Genomic DNA, 22,950 nt, shown 5'->3' with positions numbered 1-22,950 from the left:
CGCCCGTGCGGAGGCCGGCCTGGGCCGCATCCCTTGCCCGGGTGGAAGCGGGCCGGTCCGCCGGCGGACCGGCCCGGACCGGTTCCGTCACGTCCTCGGCCGTCCGCCCGTGGGTTACGAGGCGTCCAGCACTCCCGTGCGGTAGATGGTGCCCGCGCAGGCGTGGGGGATCGTGGTCTCGGCGGTCGGCGCACCGGTCTCCGGTGTGTGCGTCACCGCGATACTGCCGTTGGCCGGGGTCTCGTCCGCGGCGCCGAACTGCGCCGCCGTGTCCGAGGCTCCCTCGGGGGTGCCCGCCGCACCGCCGGTACCGCCGGTGCCCCCGCCGCCGTCACCGACTGTGGGAGTGGGGCTGGGTGAACCACCGGTCGTCGGGCAGCTGTCCGTCGGCACCCAGGCGAACCGGACCTCGTACGCCATCGCCGGCTTCAGCAGGACCGCCCTCGGCTCCAGTGAGGGATCGGGCAGTCCACTGGCCGGATCACCGGCGGAGTGCTGGACGACAGTGATCTTCAAGGGGTCGGCAGCCCCCGCCGCCTGGAAGCCGACGGTGCCGTCACTCGTCACCGAGCACGCCTTGCCCGAGACGTTGGAGATCCTGAAACTCCCGTACACCTTGCCGTCCGCACCCGGGGCGCCCGCCTCGGCGGACGCCACCCCCAGCTGGCCCGGGTCGCAGGCCGGCACCTCCGCCGCATCGGTGCCCGGTGTGGCGTCGGCACCCTCGGCACCGGAGCCGTCGGAGCCCGCCCCGGGCTCCTGCGTCGGGCCGGCGGACGGGTCGGTCTGCCCCTGGCTGCTGCCCTCGCTCTGCCGGGCGGCGGGACCACCGCCGGAGTCCTGGCCGCTCGTCCGGGCGCCCGTGTCCTGGCCGTTGCCGCCCTGGGCCTGTTCCCCGTGGCCGGCGATGGACGGGTTGGCGGCGACCGACCCCTCCGAGTTCGCCACATGGAGGAAGGCGGGGACCGCCGTACCGATGAGCAGGGCGGCAGCGGCGGCGCCCACGACGGCCTGACGCCGTCTGGCCCGTCGGGCGGGAACGGCGCGCTGCAAGTGGTCGAGGACCCCCTCGGCGGGTTCGAGGCCGCCGACCGCCCCCTGCATCATCCGGCGCAGCGCCGTCTCGTCCACGATGCCGCCGGAAGCGAAAGGGCCGTCAGCACGACGGCCGGAGCCTGCGCCGGCACCGAAGAGCGCCGTCAGGGTGCCGCCGGCTCCGGCCGGTTCTGCACCGCCGCCCTCACCGCCCGCGCCTTCCGTTTCCGCGTCTTCTGTTTCCGGGCCTTCCGTTTCCGGACCACCGGCTTCCGTACCACCGCACACGGCGGGGCCGGACGCGCCCAAGGGGCCGGGGAAACCAGGGGCGTCGGCGGGGCCAGGGGCGCCGGCGGTCGCTCCGTCGCTCCGCGTCCGGTCGCCCGCGCTCCGCTCCGTTACGGGGTCCGAGGTGTTGTCCGGCCCGTGGTTCACAATTCCGTTTCCAGTCCGGTCATCGTCGTGCCTGTGTTCCGGCCCGCTCATGTCTGCGCCTCCATCGTGACGCGCAGAGCCGCTATGCCCCTCGATCCGTAGGCTTTCACCGAACCGAGCGATATGCCCAGGGTCTCGGCGACCTGGGCCTCCGTCATGTCCGAGAAGTAACGCAGCACCAGAACCTCGCGCTGGCGGCGCTGAAGTCCCTTCATCGCCTTGATCAGCGCGTCCCGCTCCAGCTGGTCGTACGCCCCTTCCTCGGCGCTCGCCATGTCCGGCATCGGCTTGGAGAGCAGCTTCAGCCCGAGGATGCGCCGGCGCAGGGCGGACCGGGAGAGGTTGACGACGGTCTGGCGGAGGTACGCCAGGGTCTTCTCCGGCTCCCGCACCCGGTTGCGGGCCGAGTGCACCCGGATGAACGCCTCCTGGACGACGTCCTCGCACGAGGCGGTGTCGTCCAGCAGCAGCGCCGCGAGCCCCAGCAGCGAGCGGTAGTGGGCGCGATAGGTCTCGGTCAGATGGTCGACCGTCGTTCCCGCCGCCACCGTCTCCTCAGCGCCCTCGCGCTGCGACGGCAGGCGTGCGGAACGCGCGGCGGGCATGGGCGCGATCACCGGCATGCCACCGGACGCGCGGGGCCGCCGGAGCGGGCGCACCGGAGTGCTCCGCAACGGGCCCACCACTGTGATGTCGAGAACCTCTGCCACGCCAGTTGGACACGCTGCCCCCCGTCAGGGTTGTACGCGTACGGCACCGCGTTCGATGCTGTGCGACATGCCCTCATTCGTACCTGCTCTTCCCAAATGCCCCATAACTGCATCCAGCCACACAAGAAGTGACGACAGAGACGCACTGCATCCGGCGAGCGGTTGCACAAGGCCAGAAGGTCATCGTCGGATATGGCAACGCCCCAGCTCAAGAGGTTTAGGCCACCGATTCACTCACAGGGCACACACAGATCCTACAAAAGAGGTTCGATCAATCCCGCGGGAATTCGACCGCTACGGATTCGGCAATCTGCGCCACATTGAGAGCTGCCCCTTTTCGGAGATTATCTCCGCAGATGAACATCTCGACGGCACACGGATCGTCCATCGACTGCCGTACCCGGCCCACCCAGGTCGGGTCGGTGCCCACGACGTCGGAGGGGGTGGGGAAGTCACCGGCGGCCGGGGAGTCGAAGAGCACCACACCGGGCGCGGTCGCGAGGATCTCGTGCGCGCGGTCCACGGCCACCTCGTTCTCGAAGCGGGCGTGCACCGACATCGAGTGGGTCGCCACGACGGGGACGTACACACAGGTCGCCGAGACCTTCAGGCCGGGAAGACCGAGGATCTTGCGGCACTCGTCGCGGATCGCCAGTTCCTCGGAGGACCAGCCGTCACCGGCGTCCGTGCCCGCCCAGGGGACGACGTTCAGCGCCACCGGTGCGGCGAAGGGGCCGGTGTCCCCGTCACCGACCGCCCGCCGTACGTCCCCGGGCCCGGTGCCCAGTTCCGTGCCCGCCACCAGGGACAGCTGTTCGCGCAGGGCTGCGACGCCTTCGCGGCCGGCCCCGCTCACCGCCTGGTAGGAGGAGACGATCAGTTCCCGCAGCCCGAACTCCGCGTGCAGGGCGCCGACCGCGACGATCAGCGACAGGGTCGTGCAGTTCGGCGAGGCGATGATGCCGCGCGGTCTGAGCCGCGCGGCATGCGGATTGACCTCCGGGACGACCAGGGGCACGTCGTCGTCCCGCCGGAAGGCCGCCGAGCCGTCCACGACCACGGCGCCCCGGCCGGCCGCCACCGGGCCCCAACGGGCGGACACGTCCTCCGGCACCAGGAACAGGGCCACGTCCACCCCGTCGAAGACGGCCTCGTCGAGCGGGAGCACCTCGGTCTCCTCGCCGCGTACGGCCAGCTTGCGGCCGGCCGCACGCGGGGAGGCGATCAGACGCACCTCGCCCCAGACGTCGGCGTGCTGCGACAGGATCTGGAGCATGACGCCGCCGATCGCCCCGGTCGCACCGACGACCGCGAGCGAAGGGCGGCGTGACGTCATCGGCCGGTGCCCCCGTAGACGACGGCCTCGTCGGAGTCGCTGTCGAGCCCGAAGGCGGTGTGCACGGCACGCACGGCCTCGTTGACGTCGTCGACGCGGGTGACCACCGAGATACGGATCTCGGACGTCGAGATCAGCTCGATGTTCACACCGACGTTGGACAGCGCCTCGAAGAAGCCCGCGGTGACACCCGGGTTGGTCTTCATGCCGGCACCGACGAGGGAGATCTTGGCGATCTGGTCGTCGTAGCGCAGCGACTCGAAGCCGATGCGGTCCCGGTTGCGCTCCAGGGCGTCGATGGCCTTGCGGCCCTCCGTCTTGGGCAGCGTGAACGTGATGTCCGTCAGGCCGGTGGACGCGGCGGAGACGTTCTGCACCACCATGTCCATGTTGATCTCGGCGTCCGCTACGGCGCGGAAGATCGCGGCGGCCTCGCCCGGCTTGTCGGGCACGCCGACGACCGTGACCTTGGCCTCGGAGACGTCGTGGGCGACTCCGGAGATGATGGCGTGCTCCACCTGCTGGTCCCCTTGCGGCTCGTTGCTGACCCAGGTGCCGCGCAGCCCGGAGAAGGACGAGCGGACGTGGATCGGGATGTTGTAACGGCGTGCGTACTCCACACAGCGGTGGAGCAGCACCTTGGAACCGGACGCCGCCAGCTCCAGCATGTCCTCGAAGGAGATCCAGTCGATCTTCCGGGCCTTCGGGACGACCCGGGGGTCGGCCGTGAAGACACCGTCGACATCGGTGTAGATCTCGCAGACCTCGGCGTCCAGCGCGGCGGCCAGGGCGACGGCGGTCGTGTCCGACCCGCCGCGGCCGAGGGTGGTGATGTTCTTGCCCTCCTGGCTCACACCCTGGAACCCGGCGACGATGGCGATGTTGCCCTCGTCGATCGAGGTCCTGATGCGGCCCGGCGTGACATCGATGATGCGCGCTTTGTTGTGGACCGAGTCGGTGATGACACCGGCCTGGCTGCCCGTGAACGACTGGGCCTCGTGGCCCAGGTTTTTGATCGCCATCGCCAGCAGGGCCATGGAGATCCGCTCTCCGGCGGTCAGCAGCATGTCGAACTCACGCCCGGCAGGCATCGGGGATACCTGCTCGGCGAGATCGATCAACTCGTCCGTCGTGTCGCCCATCGCGGACACCACGACAACCACCTGGTTGCCGTTCTTCTTGGCATCGACGATCCGCTTGGCGACGCGCTTGATGCCCTCGGCATCGGCTACGGAGGAGCCTCCGTACTTCTGCACGACAAGGCCCACGTGCGCTCCTCGCTCAATAATGGTGCTGTCGGCTCAGTTTAACGAGCGGCCCGGAAACGACCCGTCCTTACCGGATGGTGAGATGTCCCGCCCACCACCTGGTCCGGCGTGTCGTCCCGAAACCGCTCGTACGGTGCTGTTGCCCACCGGGACCGCGGGCACTCCCCTTTGTGGCCCAGCCCACACGCAGGGCGACACCGGCCTCCCCACAGAGGCGGCCTCACATCAGCTGGGTGATCTCCTGCTCGGTCAGCGCGCCGGCAAACACGTACACGCTGTCCACCGCGCCGTGGAGGTACTCGCCCCAGCCGTCTACGGTGCGGCCACGGCCGATCTGGAGGCCGCCGGTGCTCTCCCAGGCGGAGTCGAAGGCGGCCGTGCCGTCGTAGAGCTTCATCCCGTCCAGATAGAAGGACACCTCGTCCGCGGCGGCGTCGTACACGACGGTCAGCCGGTGCCCGGAGCCGACATCGCCGTCGGGCCGTTCGATCTGGCTGAGCACCGTCTCCCGGGCCCCCGGCTCGTCGGCGTGCGACATCACCACGTCCCAGCTGGAGGTCGCGGGGTCGAAACGGATCTTGAAGGCGTCGCCGTGGGTGCCGCCCTGGGAGATGGCGGTCATGGGAGCCGCCGGTTCGTTGTCCGACAGCCTGACGCGGGCGCTGACCGTGAAGCTGTCCGTGGTGTCGACGACGGGCGCCTCGGTGGCGGCGTGTCCCGTCACACCGTCCAGCCGGAGGTGCCCCTCACCGACCACCTCCAGCGGATAGTCCTGGACGCAGTCCGGGTCGAACACGTCACACGGGCCGTCGGCCATGCTGAAGAGGGAGGCTCCGGCACCCAGCCGCAGGGCTTCGCCACCGCCCGTCTCGGGGCTCAGCCCGTTCGGGGCCGTCTCCAGACCCCAGTGGGCAAGCTGCCGGGCCTTACGCCGGGACAGCTCCGCCACTTCGCCCGCGACCACGACCCGGTCGTACACCCGCACGTCGCCGATCTCTCCCTGCCAGCGGTCGCGGTACCCGAGCGTGCCGCGCGCCCGGCCGATCTGGAAGTCACCCTGGACCTCGGCGGGGGACGCCTCGGTCTCCTCACCCACCGCGCGGCCGTTCACGTACAGCCGGGCGGTGCCGGTCTCCGCGTCGTACCGCCCGAGCACATGAGCCCACTCGCCGCTCGCCGGGAGGCCGCCCACCACCCGCTCCTCGCCGACCGCGAACGACCACACGGGGCCTGCCCCGGCCTGACGGAGGCCCATGGTGAAGGCGGGAGCGCCGTCCGCGTCCTGCGAGAGGACCGTCCGGGTGCCGTCCACCCGCGCCGGCCGTACCCAGCCGCCGACGGAGAAGTCCCGTGTGGTGTCCACGGCCGGTACGCCCGGCGTCAGGAAGCCGTGCCCCGATCCGTCGAGCATCGCGGTGGAGGTGAGCGGGGTTCCCGCGGGCGCGGGAGCGCCGAAGGCGACCCCGGCACCGGCCCGAGCCGCCGGGCCGGCCTGTGCAGCCGCGCTGCGGGAGCCCGTCGCGTCGGCGAGCTGCCACCGCGCCACCGGCCCCGCACCCTCCGAGACCCGGATGTAGTAGTTCACGGGCGCGCTGCGATTGCCCGCGCGGTCCTGCGTCTGCACGTGGAGCACGTGGACGCCCTTCTCCTCGGGCATCCACCGGATGTCGGCCGCCCCGTCCGGCCCGGTCGCCACCGTCCGGGGCGCTCCCTTGGCCGAGACGTCGTACACGAAGGCGACGACGTCGTCGTCGGACGCCTGGAAGCGGAAGGTCCCCCGTCGGCCGACCCCCTCGCGCCAGACGTCGTCGGCGGGGTAGTCGGACGAGCTGACGACGGGGGCCGCGGGCGCGGTGCGGTCGTACACGAACTCGCAGGGGTGACCACTGCCGTCACTGCTCCAGGCGGACGCACCGGCGTCGTTCACGGCACGGACCCTCCACGACACGACGGTCTCCGCGGGAACGGTGGCCGGCAACTGCCAGGAGAACGGCGCGGTGTCCGACATCGTGCTGGTGGTGAAGGCCAGGCGCTCCTCCACGCCGTCCTCCCCCCGCCACCACGCCTCGTACTCTCCCCGCACCCGGTCGGCCTCGCCCGGCTGCTTGTCCCCGGGACCGTGGAGCCGGGCCGTGAGCTGGGGGACGGAATTCACGTACAGGCGCGCGTCACCCGTCGCGCACGGCAGGCTGCCCGTGCCCAGATCCGCCGTCAGCGGCTGTTTCGGCACGAGTCCGTCCGCTGCCGCCCCGATGCCCGGCGTCGCCAGCACCGTGCACAGGGCGACCGCCGCCGCACCCGCTGTCCGTCTCGCTCGTCCACTCCGTATGCCTCGCACCACGTGCGTACCCCTCCCGTCGGGCCTGTGGAGATCACGGGCCCGGCGGGAGGCTAGCAACGGCGTCCACCGTCCGCCCTCGAATTACGCGTGTTCACGGCCCGGTTCACGAAGGGGACCGGTGGACGACCTGATCCGTTCATCCGGGCGGCGCGAGGACGCGGGCACCGGTCCGGGGCCGGCCCCCGCAAACCGGTCTCAGTTGACCGGCCGCAGCCCCAGCGGCCCCGCGATCTCCTGGAGCATCACCCGGCCCGCCTCCTCGGCGAGGTCGCCGTCGCCCGGGTCCTGGTCGGTGTCGAGGCCGTCCAGCTCCTCCAGGGGCTGGTTCAGCCGGATGTGGGCGATCAGGGACTGGAGGGCGCGCAGGGCGGCGGAGGCGGTGGAGCCCCAGTTGGAGAAGTACGAGAACTGCCACCACCACAGGGCCTCGGCCGTGCGCTCCGCCTCGTAGTGGGCCAGCCCGTGGCCGAGGTCGGTCACCAGGTCGGCCAGGTCGTCGGAGATGCGGTGCGGTACGGGGGGCTTGCGCGGCTCGTACGGGTCGAAGACCTCGGAGTAGACGTCGATCGGCTCCAGCAGGGCGGCGAAGCGCTCACGCAGGCCGTCGGCGTCCGGCTCGGCGCCGAGGTCCGGCTCGTACCGCTCGTCCGGGAGGATGTCCTCGTACGCGCCGAGCCGGCCGCCCGCCAGCAGCAGCTGGGAGACCTGCAGGAGGAGGACCGGCACGGCCTCCTCGGGCTCCTCGGCCTTGGAGACCTCGGTGACCGCGACGATGAACGTCTTGATCTGGTCCGCGATCTGGACGGCGAAGTCGTCCGGGGCCTGCGTGACGGAGTTCAGCGTGGCGTCGGACATCGGGGAGACCTCCCGGTGGGCACGGTCACGAACGGTGGGCAGGGCGTGGGTAGAACCTAGTACCGCTTCGTATAAGAGCGACGTGAGTGGCCGGATCACACATCGAGCAGCCGCCTTCCCTCGAACGCGCGGCCGAGGGTGACCTCGTCCGCGTACTCCAGGTCGCCGCCCACCGGCAGGCCGCTGGCCAGGCGCGTCACCCGCAGCCCCATCGGCTTCACCATGCGGGCGAGGTAGGTGGCGGTGGCCTCCCCCTCCAGGTTGGGGTCGGTCGCCAGGATCAGCTCCGTGACGGCGCCGTCGGCGAGCCGGGCCAGCAGCTCCCGGATACGCAGGTCGTCGGGGCCGACGCCCTCGATGGGGCTGATCGCCCCGCCGAGGACGTGGTAGCGGCCCCGGAACTCCCTCGTCCGCTCGATCGCGACGACGTCCTTGGGCTCCTCGACCACGCAGATCACCGTCCGGTCGCGGCGCGCGTCGCGGCAGATGTTGCACTGCTCCTGCTGGGCGACGTTGCCGCAGACCTCGCAGAAGCGGACCTTGTCCTTGACCTCCAGGAGCGCGTGGGCCAGCCGGCGTACGTCGGTGGGCTCGGCCTGGAGGATGTGGAAAGCGATCCGCTGCGCGCTCTTGGGACCGACGCCGGGCAGCCTGCCCAGTTCGTCGATGAGCTCCTGAACCACGCCTTCGTACAACGGAACGCCTTTCCTTCTCCTGCTCGTACCGTAGCCGGTACGGGCGGGTAGCTACAGGGTCCGGGCCCGCGGGGGCCCGGACCGGACGGGACTCAGAACGGGAGGCCCGGCATGCCGCCCAGGCCCTGGGCGAGCGGGCCCAGCTTCTGCTGCTGCAGCTGCTGGGCGTTCTCGTTCGCCGCCTGGACCGCGGCGACCACGAGGTCGGCGAGGGTCTCGGTGTCCTCCGGGTCCACCGCCTTGGGGTCGATCACCAGGGCGCGGAGCTCGCCGGACCCGGTGACGGTGGCCTTCACCAGGCCACCGCCCGCCTGTCCGTCGACCTCCGTCCGGGCCAGCTCCTCCTGGGCCGCGGCGAGGTCCTGCTGCATCTTCTGGGCCTGCTGGAGCAGTTGCTGCATGTTGGGCTGGCCACCACCGGGAATCACGGTCACTCCTGGCACATCGACGACGGATTGTTTCGGTGAACCGAGCCTACGTGCTCGCCGGACGGCCTGCCCCACCCGCCGGGGACCAACTCTTTCGAGTGAGTTTTAAAAAGCGGCTGCCACGCTCCTATACCTGACCAGAGACCGTGTGCAGGCGGGAATCCCGCGTTTTCTTCCCCATGGCCCACCATTCGGCGGTAGGAAGAGCGGGCGTACCCGTACCCGAAAACACACCCCAGGTAACGCAGAGTTACACGGTGGGCCCACGTCATATGCCGCAGTCCACCCGTCCGTGTCCGTCGTTCCAGCCGTGCCAGATCCGCGTCACCACGCGCTGATGCGCGCCGAAACTCAGAGTGCAGAGGAGTGCCCCGGTGAGTCAGCCGGAGATGCAGCCCGAAGGGCCGCCCCGAAAGGAGTCCGGCGCGGGACCCGGCGCGAGTACCGGAACTGATGGGTCCGGTACACGCCGTGATCCGGGGCCCGGGGACCTGACCGGCCGCCCCTTCCCCCTCGGGGACTGGGGCGAGCCCGCCGAGCGGCTCGACGAGCTGTACCGCTGGGTGGAGGCGGGCGCCCTGCGGACCGCCGACTGGTATCTGCACGACCGGATCCACAAACGGCGTGTGGCCAGGGCGCTGCGGACCGGCACGGCGACCGGGCTGGTCGCCGGGGCCTCGCTGCCGCTGCTCGACCTGACGGGGCAGCTGCACGGCTCGGCCGGCTGGGGCTATCTCTCGCTGCTGCTGGGTGCCGCCTGCATGGCCTGCGACCGGTACTTCGGGCTGACCTCGGGGTGGATAAGGGATCTCGCGACGGCACAGGCCGTACAGCGCCGTCTCCAGGTCCTCCAGTTCGACTGGGCCTCGGAGTCCGTACGCGAGGTGCTCGGGCCGACCGAGGGGACGGCCAGCGAGGCCGCGGAGCGGTGCCTGGGGGTGCTGCGCCGGTTCTCCGAGGACATCACCGAGCTCGTCCGGATGGAGACGGCGGACTGGATGGTGGAGTTCCGGGCCGGTCCCGCGCCCATGGGCGTGCAGTCGATGGTCTCGGGCGCGGCGGGGGGCCGCCCGGAACCGGGCACGCATCCCGGGCGCCTGACCATGCCGGTGGCCCGGCCGAACATGCCGCGCCAGCGTCCGCCGGAGCCCCCCCGGTAGAAAGCCCCCGCGGGTACGGGTCCCGTGCCCGCGGGGCGCCTGGTCGTCAGGGCGCCCCGCGGTCGGGGTACGCAGGGGCGGCCCGGTCAGCTGAAGACGATCATGGATCCCTGGGCGAGGCTGCGGGTGGCCGCGGCGTGCAGTCCCAGCCACACGTGGCGTTCCCGGGCGAAGGGACTGCCGTCGTCCCTGACCGGACCGGCCGGTTCCTCGAGATCGGTCGGTCCGATGGGCGGCAGCGGGGCGGCCGGCGGGTTGGCCGGGTCGATGCCGAGGGACGGGGCGACGAACTCCAGTTCCCGCAGCAGCCCGTGCGACGAACCCAGCGGTCCGCCGCCTTCCAGCAGCTGGTCGTCGAAGAGCGGCGCGGGGAAGTCCACCGGTACGTACGCCCCGGCGTGGTCGTAGTGCCAGACCAGATGGGAGCCCTGCGCGCTCTGCTCGAACATCTCCAGCAACTGCTCGTAGTCCCCGCCGAGTTCGTCGACGGGAGTGACGGCGAGCCCGCTGAGCTGGAGCAGATAGGCGCGGCGCAGGAGGTGCAGGGCGTCGTAGTCGAAACCGGCGACCGGGGCGACGTCGCCGGTCAGGCCCGGCATGTAGGCGTAGACGGGGACGGACGGCAGACCCGCCTCGCCCAGCGCCTTGTCGTAGAGGGCGATCTCTTCGGCGAAGGGGTTGTCGGGGCTGTGGCACAGCACATCGACGAGGGGGACCAGCCACAGGTCACAGGCCACGAAGTCTCGCTCTCGGAAGGGTTCGTGCGATGGTCGGGCCAGCGTAATGCGGCGGGGTCCCGGCGCACAGGGCGCGGGGACACGAGGCCCTCCCGCGCCCCCCGGTGCGGGGACGCTCCCCCGCACGGCCGGTACGGGGACGCTTTCCCGCACGTCCGGCGCGGGGACGCTTTCCCGCACGTCCGGTACGGGGACGCTCCCCCGCACGTCCGGCGCGGGGACGCTCTCCCGTGCGGCCTGCACGGGGGCACCAGGTCGCCCCGTGCCCCCGGTGCGGGGCTTGGCCCCCGCGTGCCGGCACCAGGCCGTCCCTCGCCCCGGCACAGGAGGCCCGCCGCTCCGGGTCAGGCCGTGCCGTGTCCCGGATGCGGCGGGTCGCCGGCGGCCAGGCGGTCCGCCCAGTTCAGCCCGTGCGCGTGGTAGGCGTCCAGGACCGAGCGTACGGCGGCGGTGTCGCGGGCGGTGAGGGCCTCCACCAGCTCCTGGTGGCCGTTCCACAGCCAGTCGCACACATCGGCGTCGCCCCGCAGGTACGGGACGGCGAAGACCCAGGCCTGCACCCGTAGGCGGTGCATGAAGTCGGCGATGTACGGGTTGCCGAAGAAGGCACCCAGCTCGCGCCAGAACCGCAGGTCGTAGCCGATGAGGATGTCGAGGTCGCCGACGCGGACCGCGCGGGCGGCCTCCTCGGCCCTGCGGCGTACCGAGGCCAGAGCCGCCGCGTGTTCGCCCGTCCGTACGGCGTCCGGGTCCGCCCCCTCGAAGACGGCCCGGAAGACCCCGTCCAGGACCAGCGCGCGGGCCTCCACCATGGCCCGGTAGTCGGTGACGCTGAACTCGCGCACCCTGAAGCCCCGGTGCTGGTCGGATTCGAGGAGGCCCTGCGCCGAGAGGTCGAACAGCGCCTCGCGGACGGGGGTCGCCGAGACCCCGTACTGCTCGGCAATCTGTTTGACGGTGAATTCGGTCCGGGGGCGCATACGGCCCGCGAGCACCTCGTCACGCAGCGCGCCGGCGATCTGCTGCCGCAGCGTACTGCGGTTCACAGCTCCGCTCGCAGGCATGGCGCCCCCTCCCGTTCTCGGCTCGGGTCACCTTACGGCCTCGCCCGCGGCGGCGAGCGGGGCGCGGAGGAGGGGGCGCGTGTGCCCGGACCTGCCGGTACCGTTCGTCAGGAGGCCCGGACGGTGTGCTCGTCGGCCACGTGGAGGGCGGCGTCCAGCGCGGCCAGTCCCTCCTTCGCCTCCGCCTCGGTGATGTTGCAGGCGGGGACCACGTGGGTGCGGTTCATGTTGACGAAGGGCCAGAGGCCGTTCTTTTTGCAGGCCGCGCCGAAGGCCGCCATCGGGGCGTTGGCCTCACCGGTCGCGTTGTAGGGGACCAGGGGTTCGCGGGTCTCGCGGTCCCGGACCAGTTCCAGCGCCCAGAAAGCGCCGAGGCCGCGTACCTCGCCGACGGACGGGTGGTGTTCGGCGAGGGCGCGCAGCCCGGGTCCGAGGACGCGTTCGCCCAGGTCCGCGGCGCTCCCGACGGTCCCCTCCTCCTCCATCACCCTGATCGTGGCGACGGCCGCCGCGCAGGCCAGCGGGTGACCGGAGTAGGTGAGCCCGCCGGGGTAGGGCCGGGTCTCGAAGGTCGCGGCGATCTCCGCGCTGATGGCGACCCCGCCGAGCGGGACGTAACCGGAGTTGACGCCCTTGGCGAAGGTCATCAGGTCCGGTACGACGCCGTGGTGGTCGGCGGCGAACCACTCCCCCGTGCGTCCGAAGCCGGTCATGACCTCGTCGAGGACGAAGACGATCCCGTACCGGTCGCAGATCTCGCGCACACCGGCGAGGTAGCCGGGCGGCGGGGGCATGATGCCCGCGGTGCCCGGGACGGTCTCCAGGACCACGGCGGCGACCGTCGAGGGGCCTTCGAACGCCAGGGTGTCCTCCAGGTGCTGGAGGGCGCGGGCGCACTCCTCCGCCTCGGTCTCCGCGTAGAAGGGCGAGCGGTAGAGGAACGGCGCCCAGAAGCGGACGACCCCGGCCGAGCCGTTGTCGGAGGCCCAGCGGCGCGGGTCGCCGGTGAGGTTGATCGCCGCGGCGGTGGCCCCGTGGTACGAGCGGTAGGCGGAGAGCACCTTCGTGCGCCCGGTGTGCACCCGGGCCATCCGGACCGCGTTCTCGACGGCCTCGGCGCCGCCGTTGGTGAAGAAGATCTTGTCCAGGTCGCCGGGGGTGTGCCGGGCGATCAGCCGGGCGGCTTCGGAGCGCGCCTCGACGGCGAAGGCGGGCGCGAACGTCGCGAGCTTGCCGGCCTGCTCCTGGATGGCGGCGACGACGGCGGGGTGCTGGTAGCCGATGTTGGTGAAGACGAGACCGCTGCTGAAGTCGAGGTAGCGGTTGCCGTCGTAGTCCCAGAAGTACGCCCCCTCGGCGCCGGCGACGGCGAGCGGGTCGATCAGGCCCTGGGCGGACCAGGAGTGGAAGACGTGTGCGCGGTCGGTGGCCTTCACGGCGGCACCGGCGGCGGGGTCGGCTTCGGGGGCACGGGGTGCGCGCGCGGCATGAGGGGTCATGCGGCGAGCGTAGGCGGCCCCGGGCCGCGACTCCATGGCCACTGTGTACGGCGTGCGCCGCCACGTTCGGCAGGGTGTCGACACCCCCGCGCCCGGCCCACGGCCTCCCGCCCGCGGGCGCTCCCGCCCGCTCACGGAGGCCGCCGGGCGGGGCGGGTGTGCGGGCGGGGCACGCCGCTATTCTCTGGACGTACGGCCCCACGAGGCCGTTCGGGGGAGGAAGCGCACCATGGAGAAGCTGGGCTCCGCGGACCCGCAACGCATCGGCGGCTACCGCCTGTTGGGGAGACTCGGGGCCGGCGGGATGGGCCAGGTGTTCCTGGCCCGCTCGGAACGGGGCCGCACGGTCGCCATCAAGCTGGTCCGCCCCGAACTCGCGGAGCAGCAGCGGTTCCGGGAGCGTTTCCGGGCGGAGGTGCGGGCCGCCCGCCGGGTGGGGGGCGCCTGGACCGCGCCGGTGCTCGACGCCGACACCGATGCCGCGGTGCCGTGGGTGGCCACGGGGTACGTGGCCGGTCCCTCGCTGCACCGGGTCGTCTCGGGGCACCCCGGTGTCCCGGCGGACCGCTCGGGCTCGTACGGCCCGCTTCCGGAACACTCCGTACGCGCGCTGGGCAGCGGGCTGGCCGGTGCGCTCCAGGACATCCACCGGGCCGGGATCGTGCACCGGGACCTGAAGCCCTCCAACGTCCTGGTGACGATCGACGGCCCCCGGGTCATCGACTTCGGGATCGCGCGGGCCCTGGAGACCCTCGCCGAGGGCGATCTGACCCGTACGGGCTCGCTGGTCGGGTCCCCCGGCTTCATGGCGCCCGAGCAGGTGCGCGGCGAGCGGGTGACGACCGCCTGCGACGTGTTCTGCCTGGGGTCCGTCCTGGCGTACGCGGCCACGGGGCGGATGCCGTTCGGCGCGGCGGACAGCGGGGTGCACGCGCTGATGTTCCGTATCGCCCGGGAGGAGCCGGACCTCACCGGCGTCCCGGTGGACCTGGTGGAGCTGATCCAGGACTGCCTGGTCAAGGACCCGGCCGCCCGCCCGTCCACCGACAGCGTGCTGGAGCGGCTGGGCAGTACGGACTCGGCGGAACCGTGGCTGCCCGCGGCGCTGATCGCCCAGCTGGGGCGGCACGCCGTGGAACTGCTGGACTCCGAGGACCCGGAGGAGGACGGGCCGGCGGAGGACGGGCCGGAGGACGGCGGCCCGGCCGCACCGGTGGCGGGGGCAGCCGGCGCACCCACCACAACCGGCGCACCTGCCCCCCTCGGCGCTCCCGCCACGCCCGCCCCTCCCAGCCCTCCTGTCACCACCGCCGCACCCGGCACCTCCGCACCCCCCGCCGCTTCCGCCCCGGGGACGGTGCCCGTCCGGCCTCCGTCCGCCCCGGGACCCGCCCCGATACACGCTCCGGGTCCGCCGGCGACACCGCCGCCCCCGCCGCCGTACGGCCACTCCGGACAGCAGCCGCTCCCGCCTCCGTACGGCCACCCCGGACAGCAGCCGCCCCCGCCCTCGTACGGTTATCCGCAGCAGGCGCCCCCGCCCTCGCCGTACGGCTACGCCACGCAGCCCGCGCCGGGACACACCGGCGGTTTCGGTCCCACGCGCCCGTACGGGCCGCCGCCCCACCCCGCCCCCGGCTCCGCGCCTTCCCCCTCGTCCGGTCCGAGGGGGCGGCGCAGAGGGGCGGCCGTGCTGCTGGTCGTGGTGGCGGCTCTCGTGGCGGCCGGTGCCTGCTGGGGCGTCTACGCCTTCATGAAGGACGACGGCGGCACCACGGCCTCCCCGTCCCCCACGGCGTCCTCGTCCGGCGGTTCCTCCGCGGACCCGGCCCCGCGGAATCCGGATCCCACCGGGAGCGGCTCCGGCGACGGCACCGGGGGCGCCGTCCCCGCGGACTACGTGGGCACCTGGACGGGCACCGTCGGCGGCGACGCGGGGACGTCCACCCGCCGGCTCGTCATCCGGCAGGGGGAGGTGGGCGACACGGTGCTCTCCCTCACCGCCGACGGCCCGCTCGGCTCCGGTGGCTCCTACCACTGCGTCTTCCAGGCGGAGCTGGCGGACGGACCGGCCCCCGGCGACCCGGTGCGCATCGGCCCCTCCCGGGTCACGGTCGGTGAACCCGCGGCCTCCTGCACCCCCGGCAGGCCGACCGTCCTGACCCTGCTGCCCGACGGCGGCCTGCGCCGTGAGATCCCGGAGACCGGGGAGAGCCTGACCTACACCAGGACGGACTGACCCGGCCGGGAGCACGGACCGCAGACCGCAGACCGCTTCCGGGCTCCGCTCCTCAGGAGGCCAGGTCCACCGCGCGGAAGGCCAGCCACAGGTCGTACCGCGCGCTCGGCGACCGGAGCAGCGAGCGGTGCAGGACGCCCTCCAGCCGGACCAGACGCTTGCGCGTCCCCGGCACGGAGATGCCCAGATCGGCCGCGGTGGGGGCGAGCTGGGCCTCGCAGCGCAGCCAGGCGCGCAGTGTCTCCTCCGCCGTGCGGCCCGCCGGGGCGAGCGCGCGGAACTGCTGGGCCGCCCAGTTCTGGATGCCCGCGCCGCGCAGGATCGTGTCGAGGTCGGGCACGGCGCCGGCCCCGGCGTCCTCGGAGCGGTACGGGGCCGGGACGGCCCGGATGCACAGGGCGAGGTCGAGGGCGGCCTGGTCGGCGAGCCGGTTCAGGTCCAGGTGGAGCAGTTCGCCGATCAGTCTGAGCCGGGCGGCCAAGGTGTTGCGGTGGATCTTCAGGTGCTGGGTGGCGTGGGAGGAGAACGCCAGCCAGGACGCCAGGGTGGCCACCAGTTCCTGGCTGCCCGGGTCCTGCGAGCGGCGGGGCAGGTAGGTGAGCAGCGGGGCGAGCAGGGTGTTCGCCCACAGCTCTCCGGCGGCGCCGGCCACGAGCGCGGGTTCGGGAGCGGAACCGAAGCGGGCGTGCCGGTCCGGGAGTCCGCGGGCCACCGCCAGGGCGTGGAACGCCTGGCGGTAGCCCGTCGCCGTGTCGGACAGGGGTACGTCCTCGCTGACGCCGACGACGCAGTCGTCCACCAGGTCGGCCACGGTCCGGTCGAAGGGGGTGCCGGCGTGCGGCCCTCCGCCCGCCGGGCCCGCGTCCGCCGGGGCGATCAGGATCAGATGGCGGGCGTAGACGGGGCAGCGCACGATCCAGGTCCGGCCGCCGGATGCCTCCGTACAGATCCGAGCCACCTCGTCCCGTCTGCCGCCCGGGCATTCGACGACGCAGACCCGGACCGGGTCGGGGAGCCTCGGCCGCAGGGCGCCCGCCACCTGGTGGGCGATGGACAGCTGCCCTGTCATGAGGAGGTGCAGCACCGCCTCCCGTCCACGGGACTCCGCCAGGTCGACGCGGCGGCGCTTGCGCTCCACGCTCTCCGACGACCAGGCCAGCAGGAGCGGCATCGTCGCGTCACCGAGCAGGGTGGCGAGCCCGCCGGGCAGCGGCCGCGGCGCCACGACCGCGAGGAGGGTGCCGCGGTCCTCGGGTACGTCGTCGAGCGGGAGCAGCAGGGCCGTGCACTCCTCGGTCTCCAGCGAATAGGCGCGCGCCCCGCGCACCGTCAGTTCCCGTGCCGCGCGGGAGGCGAGCGCGGCGGCGTCCTGGCCCGGCCACCGGGCGGTCCCGGACACGCCCTGGAGCACCGTGCCGTCGCAGTCCAGCAGTCCGGCCCACCCGTCCGACCGCTGGGCCAGCCAGCGCAGCAGCTCCGGCGATCCGCCCGTGCGTGTCAGCCGGTGCATCCGCAGCACGTCGTCGGCCCGTTCCCGCGTGTGCACCCGTCCCCCGCTCCACGCTCCGCTCGGCAAACCGGAGTGCAGGCTACCGGTTCGCTGTGCGCTCTGATACCCCCCTGCAATCTCACCGTGCGAATTGAATCTCCCGGTTCCCGGCCCCGCCCCCCTAGAGTCCCCAGGGTGTTCCGGGACGTTCGGGGAACGTCGGGGGACGTCGGGGAACGTCCCGGATCCAGGACTCCGAAGAGCACCGAGGCGCCACACGGACGCCCGTGGTGCCGGAGGGCGCCCGTGCCGGGGGTACGGCGACAGCGGCCCACGGGGGTGGTCGCTGTCGCCGGCCGCCGGTGACGGCCCGGAGAGCCGCCCGGCACCGCGCCGCACCGGCCGTCTCCCCCTCATCTCCCGGCCGTCTCCCGCTCGTCCGGGCCGTCGTGCCCTCGTCCGGGCCGTCGTGCCCTCGTCCGGGCCGTCTCGCCCCCGCTCCGCCGTCTCCCGTTCAGCCTGGCAGGACGGAGTCCTCGCCGACGGCGGCGAGCAGCCAGATCGGGAACTCGGGGTCCGCCTGGCCCACCGCCAGGCCCAGCCACCGCCCGCCGCGGTCCGGCAGCCGCCAGACCTGCATGCTGCCGGCCAGGTTGCTGAGCTGGGACACGGGTTCCGGCGTCGGGCCGTCCTCCTCCAGGTAGGGCCAGAGCTCGACGGTCTCCGGCTCACCCCACCGTTCGCTCAACGCGCTTGCCAGCAGGCTGAACTCCTCCTCGATCTCCTGCTCGGCGGGCTCCACCGTCTCCAGGGACCGATCGTCCCAGAAGTCCCGGCTCGCCCGCAGGATCAGCAGGTGGTGGCCCGGTCCACTGCTGCGTACGCCGTTGTCCTCGCTCTCCTCCCCGGCCGGGAAGGGGCGGGCGAGGGCGTCGTCGATCAGAGCGAGTGCGCTCCCGGGCCCGGGAGCGGGGGGTGTGGCGCTGTCCGTGGTCATGGGCGGTGATCCTGCCAACCGCCCTGCCCCGGGAACGAATCGGGGGGCGCGTCCGGCCGCCGCCGGACACGCCCCCCTCCTCAAGGTGGGACCGGGTTCAGCAGCTCAGGTTGGAGCCGGGCGTGGTGCCGAGGATCTGGACGAACGCCTGGTACTTGGAGATACGGCTCTGGACCTGGGCGGGGTTGCCGCCGTTGCACTCCAGGCTGCCGTTGATCGACCGGATGGTCTCGCCGAAGCCGGCGCCGTTCACCATGGCGTTGTGGGGGGTCATGGTGCCGGGGCCGTTCTGGGTGTTCCAGTACCAGAGACCGGTCTTCCAGGCCACGGAGGCGTTCTGCTCGACCTGCCAGGGGTTGCCGAGCAGGTCGATGCCGAGGGCGTCACCGGCGGCCTTGTAGTTGAAGTTCCAGCTGAGCTGGATGGGGCCGCGGCCGTAGTAGGCGGCCTGGCCGGCCGGGCACCCGTAGGACTGGGTGGTGTCGCAGTAGTGCGGGTAGTTGGCGGTGTTCTGCTCGACGATGTGCACCAGACCGCCGGTCTCGTGGCTGACGTTGGCGAGGAAGGCCGCCGCCTCCTGCTTCTTGACGGTGTCGCTGCCCGTGTTCGCGAAGCCCGGGTAGGCGCTCAGGGCCGCGGTGAGACCGCTGTAGGTGTAGAAGGAATTCCGGTTCGGGAACATCTGGTTGAACTGCGCCTCGCTGACGACGAAGCCCGTGGGGTTCGGCTCCTCGGTTCCGCCGCCACCGCAGGTGCCCTGGTCGGCCCAGACCTGGGTGGAGCCCGGCTTCTCGTTCTGCGTCCACCACTTGGCGGACCAGTTGTGCCCGTTGTACGAGGCCGTCTGGCCTCCTACGTAGACGGACGAGGAGCTCCAGGGCGTGGCGCAGGCGGCCGCCGAGGCGGTGGCGGCGGGGAGCAGGACGAAAGCGGCGACGACCGCGGCCAGCGCGGTGAACAGGCCGATGACACGTCTGAACACGTGATCACTCCTTCGGCGCGGCGCCGCCGACGGGCGTACGCCGCCATGGGGGTGTCCCTACTCAAGCGAGAGTGGTCTGGACCTGTCAAGGTCTAGACCAACACTTCATTCTTCAGGGTGAGTTCGGCCGGTTCAGCAGGTGAGACCGGACCCGGGTGCGGTACCGACGATGCCGGTGATCCGCTCGTAGCGGGCGACCCGCGCCTCGACCGATCCGGGGTTGCCGCCGTCGCACTCCAGCGCCCCGTTCAGCGAGCGGATGGTCTCGCCGAAGCCGGCACCGCCCACCATCGCCTCGTGGGAGGTCATCGTGCCGGGGCCGTTCTGGGTGTTCCAGTACCAGAGGGCGGTCTGCCAGGCCACGGACGGGTCCCGCTCGACCAGCCACGGATCGTTCAGCAGGTCCAGGCCGAGCGCGTCACCGGCCGCCTTGTAGTTGAAGTTCCAGCTGAACATGATCGGTCCCCGGCCGTAGTACGCCGCCTGCCCCGCCGGGCAGCCGTACGGCTGGCTGTAGTCGCACTTGCGCCAGTAGTTGGCCTCGTTGATCTCCTTGACGTACCGCAGGCCGACCGACTCGAAGTCGGCGTGCGTCAGGAAGGCGGCCGCCTCCCGGGCCCGGGTCTGCGGCGTCCCGGTGTTGGCGAAGCGCGGATAGGCGTGCAGCGCGTCGACGAGCCCCTGGTAGGTGTAGAAGGGGTGGCGGTCCGGGAAGATCTCGTCGAACTGCTCCTCGCTGATGACGAAGTCCTGCTCCCCGCCCGTACACGCCCCCCGGTCCGACCAGACGGTCGTGGCGCCGGGATTCTCGTTCTGCGTCCACCACTTGGCGCTCCAGTTGCGCCCGTGGTGGGAGACCGTGCCACCCGCCGTGTACGCCGTGGTCGCGTTCCAGGTGGGGGCGCACGCCTGGGTGGCCGCGGCGGGAGCGGCGGCGGCCGTGGCGGCCTGGGGGAGCGCGGCGGCCGCGGCGACGACCGCGCTCAGGACGGTCAGGAACCTCTTGATGCGTTTCAGCGCTGCTCACTCCTTCGGCGCGGCGCACCGGACGGTTCGGCGGGCCGACTTGACGGGTGCCGGACACTGAATCCGAATGGTCTGGACCTGTCAAGGTCTGGACCATTGCCCCTCGTTACGGCTCCCCGAGCCGGAAGCGGCGGATCCGGGGCCGGAAGCAGTGGGACCCCGGGCCGGTTCCTCGCGGCCCACGGGTCCGGCCCCTCCGCCCTCCCCTGGCCCGGTGGCGGAATCGCGCACTCCGGGCACACCGGCGCCCTCTCGGTAACGGAACTGCACCACAGCGCGCCTTCCCGGCGCCCGGACAGGGGCCGTTGTGCGAGGATCCGGGCGTGGATCAGCTGACACATGACGACCCGTCACACATCGGCCCCTACCGCCTCCTCGCCCGCCTGGGAGCAGGCGGTATGGGCGAGGTATATCTGGCGCGTTCCGGCGGCGGGCGGACCGTAGCCGTCAAGCTCGTGCGTTCCGAGCTCGCCACGGAGCCGGAGTTCCGCAGGCGCTTCGCCCAGGAGATCGCGGCCGCCCGCCGGGTCGGCGGGCTGTGGACCGCGGCCGTCCTGGACGCGGACACCGATGCCGCCGCGCCCTGGGTCGCGACGGCGTACGTCCCCGGGCCCTCGCTGCACGCGGTGCTCGCGGGCCAGGAGGGGCCGCTGCCGGAGCGTTCGGTGCGCATCCTGGGCCACCGGCTCGCCCAGGCGCTCACGGCGGTCCACACGGCCGGACTGATCCACCGCGACCTCAAGCCCGCCAACGTGCTGGTGACCATCGACGGGCCCCGGGTCATCGACTTCGGGATCGCCCGCGCCCTGGACGCGGTGACCGCGGACGGCAAGCTGACGCGCACCGGGGCGGTGATCGGCTCGCCCGGTTACATGTCGCCCGAGCAGGTCCGCGGTGAGACCCTCACCCCGGTCAGCGACGTCTTCTCCCTGGGGTCGGTGCTGGCGTTCGCCGGGACGCGGAGGCACCCGTTCGGCTCGTCGGAGAGCGGGATGCACGCGGTCATGTACCGCATCGCCCAGGAGGAACCGGACCTCGAAGGGCTGCCCGAGGGCCTGGAGGGGCTGGTGCGCGCCTGCCTCGCGAAGAACCCGGCCGACCGCCCGTCCCCCCAGGAGGTCGTCAGCCGTACCCAGGAGGCCGAGGGGGACACCGAGCCGTGGCTGCCGGCCGGGCTGATCGCCGAACTCGGCCGCAAGGCAGCGGAACTGCTGGACTCCGACGGCCCGGCGCAGCGGGTCCCCGCCAGGCCCGCCGGTCCGCCCCCGGGTGCGACACCGCCCCCGCCGTCCGCCGCGCCCACGACCGGGGCGGTGCCACCGCTCCCCGCGGCGCCGCCCACTCCCCCGCCGTCCTCGGCGCCCTCGGCCCTGCCGCCCGCGGCGCACACACCGCCGCCTCCCGTCGCCCCGCCGCCGGCCGCGGAGCCCACACCTCTGCCGTCCGCCGCCCCCGCGTACCCGGCGGCCGCACCCCCCGCCACGCCTCTCGCCGGCCCGGACCCGGCACCGGCCTCCGCGACCCCGTCCGTCCCGGGCCCCGGGCCCGAGGGGACACCGCCCGGCGGCCCCGGCACCACCCCGCCCGGCACGCCCGCCCCGCTCGGTGTCTTCGGCGCACCCCTCACCACCCCCGCCGACCTCGGCGTTCCGCCGGGCGGTCCGGGGCCCGCGGCACCCTCCTCGACGCGCCGGCGTACGGCGCTGATCGTCACCGCGGCGGTGGCCGCCGTGGCGTTGGCCGCCGGCGGGATCACCTACGCGGCCGTGCAGTTCGGGTCGGACGACACCGGCTCCAAGGACGGCAAGGCGGCGGCTTCGCCGAGTTCGCGGGAGACGGAGGGGACGCCGTCCGAGGAACCCTCCTCCCCGGACACGGCGTCCCCGTCCGCGGCGGCCTCCTCCGCCCCGTCCGGCGCGGTGGAGGGCATCATCGCGCCCGACTACCTGGGTGTCTGGGAGGGGACCAGCAAGGACGAGGAGGGCGACCTCCTCGCCTTCCGCCGCATCACCATCACCCAGGGCAATGTGGGTGCCGATGTCGTGACCACCTTCAACTCCTTCGACTCGGCGCTGTGCACCGGCTCCGGCGAACTGGTCTCGTTCGACAACCTGATGGTGCTCGACACCCGGGCGACCAGCAGCAGCCCCGAGGACCAGTGCTCCGACGGGGGACGGCAGACGATCCGCGCGTCGGACGACTCCACGCTCATCTGGACCGCCGACGGGGGTGAGACGGCGGTGCTCACCAAGGCCACCGAGAACGCCACCCCCATCCCCGCGGAGTTCCTCGGCACCTGGGAGTACGTGGCGACGGGCAGTTCACCGGACACCGAGGAGACCAGCCTGGTGCTGAGCCAGGGCGCCTACGGGGAGGTCGTCGCCAAGTACACCAGCGACGGCCCCTCCCACCACTGCGAGGAGGAGAGCGTCCTCGTGTACGCCAACAGCGAGGAGCTTCGGCTCGGCCCCCGGATCGTGACGGCGGCGGAACCCGAGGACAAGTGCGACGACGACGGCTCCCGCCTGGTGCAGATGAAGGGGGCCGACGGGCTCTCGCTCACCTGGCTGGACTCGGACGACGGCGAGGAACCGCTCACCTACCGCAGGGTGAACTGACCGGCCCGCGGCACACGAAGGGCCCCGGTGGGCGCG

At 72.7% G+C, this 22,950-nt stretch carries 18 protein-coding genes; 3 read left to right on the top strand and 15 right to left on the bottom strand.

Annotation, left to right across the window (positions count from 1 at the left end):
- Positions 1-114: 114 nt before the first annotated feature.
- From CP967_RS18320 to CP967_RS18285, 8 genes are all read right to left on the bottom strand, one after another.
- Positions 115-1,131 carry a hypothetical protein gene (locus CP967_RS18320; protein WP_373300406.1) on the bottom strand — a complete coding sequence of 339 codons (1,017 nt, stop codon included), beginning with the start codon at positions 1,129-1,131 and terminating at the stop codon, positions 115-117.
- 386 nt (positions 1,132-1,517) lie between these two features.
- Entirely contained in the window at positions 1,518-2,093 is a 576-nt protein-coding gene (locus CP967_RS18315; RefSeq protein WP_150491919.1) for a SigE family RNA polymerase sigma factor, read from the bottom strand.
- Between the two features lie 358 nt (positions 2,094-2,451).
- Entirely contained in the window at positions 2,452-3,516 is a 1,065-nt protein-coding gene (locus CP967_RS18310; RefSeq protein WP_150489008.1) for an aspartate-semialdehyde dehydrogenase, read from the bottom strand.
- Positions 3,513-4,784, bottom strand: a complete 1,272-nt coding sequence (locus CP967_RS18305; protein WP_150489007.1) for an aspartate kinase — start codon at positions 4,782-4,784, stop codon at positions 3,513-3,515. Before CP967_RS18305 ends, CP967_RS18310 begins: the two co-directional genes overlap by 4 nt.
- Positions 4,785-5,004: 220 nt before the next feature.
- On the bottom strand, positions 5,005-7,014 hold the full coding sequence (locus CP967_RS18300; RefSeq protein ID WP_229888488.1) for a LamG domain-containing protein: 2,010 nt from the start codon (positions 7,012-7,014) through the stop codon (positions 5,005-5,007).
- Positions 7,015-7,320: 306 nt separating this feature from the next.
- Positions 7,321-7,980 (bottom strand): DUF5063 domain-containing protein, encoded by a 660-nt coding sequence (locus CP967_RS18295; RefSeq protein WP_150489005.1) that lies wholly within the window; start codon positions 7,978-7,980, stop codon positions 7,321-7,323.
- Between the two features lie 95 nt (positions 7,981-8,075).
- Entirely contained in the window at positions 8,076-8,675 is a 600-nt protein-coding gene (recR, locus tag CP967_RS18290) for a recombination mediator RecR (protein WP_150489004.1), read from the bottom strand.
- Between the two features lie 92 nt (positions 8,676-8,767).
- Positions 8,768-9,103: a YbaB/EbfC family nucleoid-associated protein gene (locus tag CP967_RS18285; protein WP_150489003.1), complete on the bottom strand. Its 336-nt coding sequence runs from the start codon at positions 9,101-9,103 to the stop codon at positions 8,768-8,770.
- Positions 9,104-9,477: 374 nt separating this feature from the next.
- Here CP967_RS18285 and CP967_RS18280 point away from each other — a divergent pair, with 374 nt between their 5' ends.
- Positions 9,478-10,263, top strand: a complete 786-nt coding sequence (locus CP967_RS18280; RefSeq protein ID WP_150489002.1) for an SLATT domain-containing protein — start codon at positions 9,478-9,480, stop codon at positions 10,261-10,263.
- An 86-nt stretch (positions 10,264-10,349) separates the two neighbouring features.
- Here CP967_RS18280 and CP967_RS18275 read toward each other — a convergent pair whose 3' ends face one another.
- From CP967_RS18275 to CP967_RS18265, 3 genes are all read right to left on the bottom strand, one after another.
- Complete coding sequence (locus CP967_RS18275) at positions 10,350-11,000, bottom strand: hypothetical protein (protein WP_150489001.1); 651 nt, start codon at positions 10,998-11,000, stop codon at positions 10,350-10,352.
- Between the two features lie 344 nt (positions 11,001-11,344).
- Positions 11,345-12,064, bottom strand: a complete 720-nt coding sequence (locus CP967_RS18270; protein WP_150489000.1) for a GntR family transcriptional regulator — start codon at positions 12,062-12,064, stop codon at positions 11,345-11,347.
- A gap of 107 nt (positions 12,065-12,171) precedes the next feature.
- On the bottom strand, positions 12,172-13,563 hold the full coding sequence (locus tag CP967_RS18265; RefSeq protein ID WP_150488999.1) for an aspartate aminotransferase family protein: 1,392 nt from the start codon (positions 13,561-13,563) through the stop codon (positions 12,172-12,174).
- A 229-nt stretch (positions 13,564-13,792) separates the two neighbouring features.
- Between CP967_RS18265 and CP967_RS18260 the strand changes: the two genes are divergently transcribed.
- A complete protein-coding gene (locus CP967_RS18260) occupies positions 13,793-15,802 on the top strand; it encodes a serine/threonine-protein kinase (RefSeq protein ID WP_150488998.1) in 2,010 nt (669 codons plus the stop codon).
- A 52-nt stretch (positions 15,803-15,854) separates the two neighbouring features.
- Here the strand turns inward: CP967_RS18260 and CP967_RS18255 are convergent, their stop codons facing one another.
- From CP967_RS18255 to CP967_RS18240, 4 genes are all read right to left on the bottom strand, one after another.
- Positions 15,855-17,312, bottom strand: coding sequence for a helix-turn-helix domain-containing protein (locus CP967_RS18255; protein ID WP_190175154.1), 1,458 nt, complete (start codon positions 17,310-17,312; stop codon positions 15,855-15,857).
- Positions 17,313-17,805: 493 nt separating this feature from the next.
- A complete protein-coding gene (locus tag CP967_RS18250) occupies positions 17,806-18,288 on the bottom strand; it encodes a hypothetical protein (protein WP_150488996.1) in 483 nt (160 codons plus the stop codon).
- Positions 18,289-18,385: 97 nt separating this feature from the next.
- A complete protein-coding gene (locus CP967_RS18245) occupies positions 18,386-19,270 on the bottom strand; it encodes a glycoside hydrolase family 19 protein (protein ID WP_150488995.1) in 885 nt (294 codons plus the stop codon).
- 132 nt (positions 19,271-19,402) lie between these two features.
- Positions 19,403-20,287 (bottom strand): glycoside hydrolase family 19 protein, encoded by an 885-nt coding sequence (locus CP967_RS18240; RefSeq protein WP_280116544.1) that lies wholly within the window; start codon positions 20,285-20,287, stop codon positions 19,403-19,405.
- 332 nt (positions 20,288-20,619) lie between these two features.
- Here CP967_RS18240 and CP967_RS18235 point away from each other — a divergent pair, with 332 nt between their 5' ends.
- Complete coding sequence (locus tag CP967_RS18235; protein ID WP_150488993.1) at positions 20,620-22,914, top strand: serine/threonine-protein kinase; 2,295 nt, start codon at positions 20,620-20,622, stop codon at positions 22,912-22,914.
- Positions 22,915-22,950: the final 36 nt, after the last annotated feature.

The organism is Streptomyces nitrosporeus, assembly GCF_008704555.1.
Lineage (GTDB): Bacteria > Actinomycetota > Actinomycetes > Streptomycetales > Streptomycetaceae > Streptomyces > Streptomyces nitrosporeus.
The sequence above is the reverse complement of the archived record's forward strand: the minus strand, read 5'-3'. Positions and strand labels throughout refer to the sequence as shown.